The organism is Streptomyces sp. BV286, from assembly GCF_019090165.1.
Lineage (GTDB): Bacteria > Actinomycetota > Actinomycetes > Streptomycetales > Streptomycetaceae > Streptomyces.
Genome location: NZ_JAHRIB010000065.1, coordinates 59,655 through 67,129 on the forward strand (window position 1 = coordinate 59,655; position 7,475 = coordinate 67,129).

Consider the following 7,475-nt stretch of genomic DNA (forward strand, 5'->3'; position numbering starts at 1 on the left):
GTCAGCCGACGCGGAAGCTCGCCTTGGCCGTGTCGAAGACCGGCCGGTACGTGTCCCACCGGGCTTCCGGTGCCGAGAGGTAGATGTCGTACTCCGTGCCGCCCTCCTCGCCGAAGCCGAAGTCGATGGCACGGAAGGCCCGGACCCGCCCCTGGAAGGTGAACTCCCACACCGCCGCGGGCTTCCCCCGGAACGTGGTGCGCAGCATGCGCAGGTTCCGGTACGAGCCGTAGTTGAGCTTGGTGTTCGCCTCGATGTTCTTGAAGTGGGTCTCGGGGTTCTCGCCCGCGGGGTTCACGGTGCCGATGGTGAGCTCGGCCAGGCCCGACCCGTCGGTGTAGGTGATCTGTTCGGCGCTCGCCTTCTTGTCGAGGCGCTTCCAGCCGTCCGGGACGGGAAAGGAGACGCCCAGCGTCTTCTCCCTGACCAGGTGGTAGCCCTCGGGCACGGCAGGCAGGCCGTCATCGGGCGCGGGGGTCGAGGACGGTGTCGCGGTGCTCCGCGTCCCGCGTCCGTCGTCGCCCGACACCGCGTAGAGCCCGCCCGCCGCCGCGGCGGCGACCAGCGTCACGGCCACCGCGCTCCGGACGAGCGCGCGCCGCCTGCGTCCGCCGCCTCCGCCGTCGGCGGGGCCGGGGCCGGCGGTCGAAGGGGTGGCGGAAGGGGCGGGCCTCGTGGCGGAAGGGGCAGGCCTCGTGGTGGAAGGGGCCGGTGCCGGCCCTGCGTCGGTGAGCGTGCCGCCCGCCTCGGTCGTCGGGCTCGTCACCGTCCCCGGCGCGGCCGACGCCCACGCGGACTCCCCCGTGGCGCCCGGCGCCGCGTCCGGTGCCCGGGACGCCACGACCCGCAGCGCCCGCTCGGTCTCCGCCACCGACGGACGCTCCTGCGGGTCCTTCGCCAACAGCATCTCGATGAGGGGTTCGAGCGGCCCGGCCTGCTTCATCGGGGCGAGCGGGTCGACGGCGATCGCGTACGCGGTCTCCATCGCCGTGGCCCTGCGGAACGGGGGCCGCCCCTCGACGGCCTGGTAGAGCGTCGCCCCCAGGGCCCAGAGGTCCGCGGCGGGGCCCGGCTTGTCGCCCTTCATCCGCTCGGGCGCGATGTAGTCGATCGACCCGATGATCTCGCCGGTCCTGGTCAGCGTCGAGGTACCGGTCGCCATGGCGATGCCGAAGTCCGTCAGCACCACGCGGCCGCCGGGGTCCAGCAGGACGTTGCCGGGCTTCACGTCGCGGTGCAGGACCCCGGCCGCGTGCGCCGCCCGCAGTGCGGCGATCATGCCGAGGCCGACCCGGGCCGCCTCCTCGGGAGGGACCGCGCCACCGCCCTTGAGCACGGCGTCGAGGGCGGTGCCGTGGACGTACTCCATGACGATGCAGGGCAGTCCCTCGTCGTCCACGACGTCATGGACGACGACCACGTTCGGGTGGGCGATGCGGGCGGCGCTGCGCGCCTCACGGCGGGTGCGTTCGTGGACGGTGGCGACTTCGTCGTCGGTCAGATGGTGCTGGACGTGCAGACGCTTGAGAGCGATCTCGCGGCTGAGGACCTCGTCCTCGGCACGCCACACGGTGCCCATGCCACCACGGCCGATCCGCTCGATCAACCGGTACCTACCGGCGATCAACCGCCCCTCGTCCGACACTGCGCGCCCTTCGCCGACCCTCTACGCCGTATCCGTGTTCGGCGAACGTCACGTTCGACCCTGGTCGACACGATAGTCGCAGGGGCCGCCGGGCACGGTGGCGGCTGCCCTGCCATGCCGCCCACCGCTCCTTCGGTGCCGGGCCCGCCGGTCAGACGCCCGCCGGGGACGGTCCGACCAGCTCCGACAGGACGTCCTCCATGGTCACGAAGCCGAGGACCTTGCCCGCCTCGCCGGTGACCGCCGCGAGGTGACTGCCCGTGGCCCGCAGCGCGGTGAGGGTGTCGTCCAGCGGGGTGTCGATGCGGACGCGGGTCACCGGGTGCAGGGCCGCCCGCGGGAAGGGACGGTCCCGGTCGGTGACGCCGAGGGTGTCCTTGATGTGGAGGTAGCCGAGCAGCGTGCCGTCCCCGCCGGTCACGGGGAACCGGGAGAAGCCGGCCTCGGCCGCCGCGCGCTCCAGCCGCGCCGGGGTCACGGTGTCGTCGACCGTACGCATCCGCTGGGCCGGGACGAGGATCTCGCCGACCGGGCGGGTGCCCAGCTCCAGGGCGTCGCGCAGCCGCTCGCCGTCGGCGGCCGTCAGGAGACCGGCCTCGCTGGAGTCGACGACCATCCGGGCGAGTTGGTCGTCCGTGAAGGCCGACTCCACCTCGTCCTTGGCCTCGACGCGCAGCAGCTTCAGCAGGGCGTTGGCGAAGGCGTTGATCCCGAAGACGACCGGCTTCAGCGCGCGGGTGAGGGCCACCAGCGCCGGGCCGAGCAGCAGGGCGGCCGGTACCGGCGCGGCGAGCGCCAGGTTCTTCGGGACCATCTCGCCGATCAGCATGTGCAGGTACGTCGCCACGGTGAGCGCGATCACGAAGGCGATCGGGTGCACCAGCCCGTCCGGGACGTGCGCCGCCTCGAAGGCGGGCTCCAGCAGATGGGCGATGGCCGGTTCGGCCACCGCGCCCAGCACCAACGACGAGACGGTGATGCCGAGTTGGGCGGTCGCCATCATCGCGGAGATGTGCCGCAGGCCCCACAGGGTCATCCGGGCCCGCTTGTTGCCCTCCTGGGCCAGCGGCTCGATCTGGCTGCGGCGCACGGAGATCAGGGCGAACTCCGCGCCGACGAAGAACGCGTTGGTCAGCAGGGTCAGCGCGCCGATGGCCAGCTGGACGGTGGTGGAGGTGCTCATCGGGACTCCCGCACGCTCTGGCCGGCCGGCGCTGCGGACGGCTCGTCGGACGGTTCGGTGATGCGGACGCGGTCGGCCCGGTGGTGCTCGACGTCGAGGACGTCCAGCCGCCAGCCGTCCAGGTCGAGGACATCGCCCTCGGCCGGGATGCGGGCGAGCCGGGTGGCGACCAGACCGGCGACCGTCTCGTACGGCCCGTCCGGCGCGCGCAGGCCTATCCCGGCCAGCTCGTCGATCCGTACACCGCCGTCCGCCTCCCACACCGCGCGGCCGTCCGGCGAGGCGGGGGCGGGCAGCAGGTCGGGCACCTCCACGGGGTCGTGCTCGTCGCGGACCTCGCCGACGACCTCCTCGACGATGTCCTCCACGGTGGCCACTCCGGCCGTACCGCCGTACTCGTCGATGACGACGGCCATCGTGCGGGCCGTCCGCATGCGTTCGAGCAGGCGGTCGGCGGGCAGGCTGTCGGGCACCAGCAGCGGTGCCGTGGCCAGCTCGGTGACGGGGGTCATGGCCCGCCTGCCGGGGTCCAGGGCCAGTACGTCACGGATGTGGACCGTGCCGACGACCTCGTCCAGGCTGTCGCGGTAGACCGGGAAGCGGGACAGGCCCGTGGCGTGCGTGAGGTTGGCGGCGTCGGCGGCCGTGGCGTGTGCCTCCAGGGCCCGTACGTCGACGCGCGGCGTCATCACGTTCTGGGCGGTCAGCTCGCTCAGGTGCAGCGTGCGGACGAACAGCTCGGCGGAGTCCGGCTCCAGCGCGCCCTGGGCGGCCGAGTGCTGGGCCAGCGCGACCAGTTCCTCCGGGCCGCGTGCGGAGGCCAGCTCCTCGGCGGGCTCCAGGCCGAAGCGGCGTACGAAGCGGTTCGCGGTGTTGTTGAGGTGCCGGATGAACGGGCCGAACGCCGCCGTGAAGCCGCGCTGCGGTCCCGCGACGACCTTCGCGACGGCCAGCGGGCGGGAGATCGCCCAGTTCTTCGGCACCAGCTCGCCGACCACCATCAGGACGACGGTGGAGACCACCACACCGAGGACGGTCGCCACCGTCGAGGACGCGCCGCCCAGGCCAGCCGCCTCCAGGGGCCCCTTGAGGAGCACGGCCAGCGACGGCTCGGCGAGCATGCCGATCACCAGGGAGGTGACGGTGATGCCCAGCTGGGCACCGGACAGCTGGAAGGTCAGTTTCCGTACGGCCTTCAGCGCGCCGTCGGCGCCCCGCTCGCCCGCCTCGGCGGCCCGCTCCAGGTCACCGCGCTCGACGGTGGTCAGGGAGAACTCGGCCGCGACGAACACCGCGCAGGCGAGCGTCAGCGACAGGGCGAGCAGAAGCAGCAGGATCTCCGTCACCGTGCCACCCCCGCTCCCGAACGCACGCGTCCCGGGCCGAAGACGGCACGGCTGATACTGGGAGGTTCACCCATGGTGTTTCCGCTGCTCCTTTGGTCGTACTCACACGCTGGTCGTACCCACACGCCGCACCCAGTGTAAAGGAATCGCAAAGTGGCGAGTGGGGTGCGGGGGACCGGCGGGGGCGGGGGACCAGCCGGAGCGCGAGCGCGGCTCTCGGCACGGCGGTCCACGCCCGGGCGGTCCGTAGCGGGCGGTCCGTGGCGGGCGGTCCGTGGGGGGCGGTCCGTGGCGGGCGCGGCCCCTGGAATCGGGTGTCGCCGCGGACGGCCGGTCCCTACGGTGGGTCCGTGCAGCAGAACCCGGGACGTGTCCGACGCGGCCGACGCGCCCGTGGGCCGGTACGCGGGCCCGCCCGCCCCGCTCGCCCTGCCGGGGCGCGGCCGGGCGCCGCGGACACGACGGCCGCAGGGGCCGGGGTCGTGCTGGAGGGCGCCGACGTCGTGGTCGCGGGGCACTTCTCCGCCAAGCGCAAGGACGTCGCCGCGCTCATGGACGCGGCGGCGGCCGACCTGACGGCGCGCGGCGCCCGGGTGGTGGGGCTGGTCGTGCAGCGCCGGGGCGTCTCGGACGGCGGGGCGCGGAAGATGCACCTGCCGTACTCCTCGCGCACGCTGATGAGTTACGGGAAGGTCCGCGAACTGGCCGCGCTGTGCGAGCGTTCCGGGGCGGACGCGGTGGTGTTCCTGAACGTCCTGACGCAGCGTCAACAGTCCGTCCTGACAGGGCTTTTCGGATGCCCGGCGGTGAGTCTGACCGAGGGTCCACCGGCCGCGGCCACCGACACCGGCCCGCACCCGGGGGCACCGGATTCCGGGACGACGGACCGCCCTTAACCTTCTACATGTACGTAGAGCAAGACCCACCCGCACATGAAGGAGTGGACCCCTCAATGGTGTTCAAAAGGCTGCTCGGATCACTCGGCGTGGGCGGCCCCACGGTGGACACGGTCCTGGGTCCGGGCCCCGTCCTGCCAGGCGGCACGCTGTCGGGCGAGGTCCGGCTCAGGGGCGGCGACGCGGACTTCGACATCGAGGACCTCACGCTCGAACTGGTCGCGGGCGCCGAGGCCGAACACGCGGACGGGGAGAGCGGGAGGACGGTCGTCTTCGACCGGTTCACCGTCGGCGGCCCCTTCCGCCTCGCCGAGGGCGAGGAGCGGACCGTGCCGTTCACCGTCACGCTCCCGTGGGAGACCCCGGTCACCGAGCTGTACGGGCAGGAGCTGGGCATCGTCCTCGGCCTGCGCACGGAACTGTCGGTGGCGGGCGCGAAGGACAAGGGCGACCTGGACCGGCTGCACGTGACCCCGCGGCCCGCGCAGGAGGCGATCCTGGAGGCCTTCGGGCAACTCGGCTTCGGCTTCCGGTCGGCGGACCTGGAACTGGGCCGGATCGGCGGCACCGGCCAGCAACTCCCCTTCTACCAGGAGCTCGAACTCACCCCGTCACCCGCGTACGCGCAGGCGGTCGACGAGATCGAGCTGACCTTCCTCGCCGCCCCCGCCGGCATGGAGGTGGTCCTGGAGGCGGACAAGCGCGGCGGCCTCTCCTCCTGCGGCCACGACGCGCTCGCACGGTTCACCGTCTCCCACGAAGGCGTCGGGCACCAGGACTGGAACACCGTGGTCGACGGCTGGGTCCGGCAACTGGTCGCGCACCGGGAGTCCTACGACCCCGACGCCGCGTACGGGCACGACCGGCACGAGCAGTCGGTCACCGGCGCCGGCACGGCGGTCGCCATGGGCGCGGCGGGGCTCGCCGCGGGCGTCGCCGGCGGCCTGATGGCGGCCGAAGTCGTGGACGAGGCGGGCGACTTCCTCGAAGGGGAGGAGTAGGAAGAGGAGCAGGAACAGGAGCAGGAGCCGAGCGAGGAGCCGGACTCAGCTCTCCGCCCCGGGGTGGTGGAGCAGTTCGCGCAGCAGCCGTTCGTCGTCCGGCTCCAGGGACGTCACGAAGCTGGCGAGCACGGCGTCCCGGTCGCGCGCGCCGTCCAGCACCTTGCGCATCCGGCGCGCGGCGAGGCCCGCCTCGTCCGAGGCCGGGGTCCAGGCGAAGGACCGGCCGTCCCGCTCACGGGTCACCGCGCCCTTGTCCAGCAGCCGGGTCAGGATCGTGATCACCGTCGTGTAGGCGAGGTCGCCACCGAGCCGCTCCTGCACCCAGCCCGCGGTGGCGGCACCGTCCGCCGCGCGCAGGGCCGACAGGACCTGCGCCTCCAGCTCGCCCTGTCCCCGCCGCGGGGGACGCTGTCGCCGGTCCGTCATGTCCTGTCTCCTTCCTTATTTTCTACAGTGCTGTAGATTCTGCACCACGACGTACGTCCGTACCAACAAGGAGATCAGCGTGGGAGTTTCCCTGTCCAAAGGCGGCAATGTCTCGCTCAGCAAGGAGGCACCGGGCCTGACCGCCGTACTGGTCGGCCTCGGCTGGGACGTGCGGACCACGACGGGCACCGACTACGACCTCGACGCCTCCGCGCTGCTGGTCGACGAGTCGGGCAAGGTCCTTTCCGACCAGCACTTCATCTTCTACAACAACCTGAAGAGCCCGGACGGTTCGGTCGAGCACACGGGTGACAACCTCACCGGTGAGGGCGAGGGCGACGACGAGTCCGTCAAGGTGAACCTGGCCACCGTGCCCGCCGAGGTCGCGAAGATCGTCTTCCCGGTGTCCATCCACGACGCCGAGAGCCGCGGCCAGAGCTTCGGCCAGGTGCGGGGCGCCTTCATCCGGGTCGTCAACCAGGCCGGTGGCGCCGAGATCGCCCGCTACGACCTGTCCGAGGACGCCGCCACCGAGACCGCCATGGTCTTCGGCGAGCTGTACCGCCACGGTGCCGAGTGGAAGTTCCGTGCGGTGGGCCAGGGTTACGCGTCCGGCCTGGCGGGCATCGCGTCCGACTTCGGCGTCGGCGTCTGACGAGCGCCGGACCCGGAGAGCAGGAACCGTATGTTCGGGCTGAGTGAACTCGCCGTCATCCTCGTCGTCGTCATCGTCGTCCTGGCCGTGAAGAAGGGCCCGGACCTGGCCCGTACCGCGGGCAGGTCGGCCCGCGTCCTCAAGTCCGAGGCCCGGGCGGCGCAGGAGACCGAGGGGGCCGCGCGGCACGGCGGGAGCCGGGAGAGCGCGGAGAGCGGTCACGAGGGGCCGACGGCCCCCCGGGTGATCCGGGGCGAGACGGTCACCCGGTCCGGCCCCGCGCGGACGGACCCGGCCCGGCCCGCAGCGGGGCCCGCAGC

The 7,475-nt window shown here is 72.9% G+C and carries 8 protein-coding genes; 4 read left to right on the forward strand and 4 right to left on the reverse strand.

Annotation, left to right across the window (positions count from 1 at the left end):
- Position 1: 1 nt before the first annotated feature.
- The 3 genes from KUF83_RS10060 to KUF83_RS10070 form a co-directional block, all read right to left on the reverse strand.
- Entirely contained in the window at positions 2 to 1,645 is a 1,644-nt protein-coding gene (locus KUF83_RS10060) for a serine/threonine-protein kinase (RefSeq protein WP_217454262.1), read from the reverse strand.
- A 151-nt stretch (positions 1,646 to 1,796) separates the two neighbouring features.
- Positions 1,797 to 2,828, reverse strand: a complete 1,032-nt coding sequence (locus KUF83_RS10065; RefSeq protein WP_217454263.1) for a hemolysin family protein — start codon at positions 2,826 to 2,828, stop codon at positions 1,797 to 1,799.
- Complete coding sequence (locus tag KUF83_RS10070) at positions 2,825 to 4,174, reverse strand: hemolysin family protein (RefSeq protein ID WP_217454264.1); 1,350 nt, start codon at positions 4,172 to 4,174, stop codon at positions 2,825 to 2,827. The genes KUF83_RS10065 and KUF83_RS10070 overlap by 4 nt, the downstream gene beginning before the upstream one ends.
- A gap of 350 nt (positions 4,175 to 4,524) precedes the next feature.
- Here KUF83_RS10070 and KUF83_RS10075 point away from each other — a divergent pair, with 350 nt between their 5' ends.
- Entirely contained in the window at positions 4,525 to 5,070 is a 546-nt protein-coding gene (locus tag KUF83_RS10075) for a hypothetical protein (RefSeq protein ID WP_217454265.1), read from the forward strand.
- A 56-nt stretch (positions 5,071 to 5,126) separates the two neighbouring features.
- A complete protein-coding gene (locus KUF83_RS10080) occupies positions 5,127 to 6,071 on the forward strand; it encodes a sporulation protein (RefSeq protein WP_217454266.1) in 945 nt (314 codons plus the stop codon).
- Between the two features lie 45 nt (positions 6,072 to 6,116).
- Here KUF83_RS10080 and KUF83_RS10085 read toward each other — a convergent pair whose 3' ends face one another.
- Positions 6,117 to 6,500: a BlaI/MecI/CopY family transcriptional regulator gene (locus tag KUF83_RS10085; RefSeq protein ID WP_217454267.1), complete on the reverse strand. Its 384-nt coding sequence runs from the start codon at positions 6,498 to 6,500 to the stop codon at positions 6,117 to 6,119.
- A gap of 79 nt (positions 6,501 to 6,579) precedes the next feature.
- Between KUF83_RS10085 and KUF83_RS10090 the strand changes: the two genes are divergently transcribed.
- Both KUF83_RS10090 and KUF83_RS10095 read left to right on the forward strand, forming a co-directional pair.
- Positions 6,580 to 7,155: a TerD family protein gene (locus tag KUF83_RS10090; RefSeq protein ID WP_217454268.1), complete on the forward strand. Its 576-nt coding sequence runs from the start codon at positions 6,580 to 6,582 to the stop codon at positions 7,153 to 7,155.
- A gap of 30 nt (positions 7,156 to 7,185) precedes the next feature.
- Positions 7,186 to 7,475: twin-arginine translocase TatA/TatE family subunit (locus KUF83_RS10095; RefSeq protein WP_217454269.1), on the forward strand; the 290-nt coding region annotated here is incomplete at its 3' end.

What these genes read in the sequence shown, in the direction of transcription:
- KUF83_RS10065 (WP_217454263.1), bottom strand. Translation starts at nt 2,828, where the DNA reads ATGAGCACCTCCACCACCGTCCAGCTGGCCATCGGCGCGCTGACCCTG.
- KUF83_RS10080 (WP_217454266.1), top strand. Translation starts at nt 5,127, where the DNA reads ATGGTGTTCAAAAGGCTGCTCGGATCACTCGGCGTGGGCGGCCCCACG.
- KUF83_RS10085 (WP_217454267.1), bottom strand. Translation starts at nt 6,500, where the DNA reads ATGACGGACCGGCGACAGCGTCCCCCGCGGCGGGGACAGGGCGAGCTG.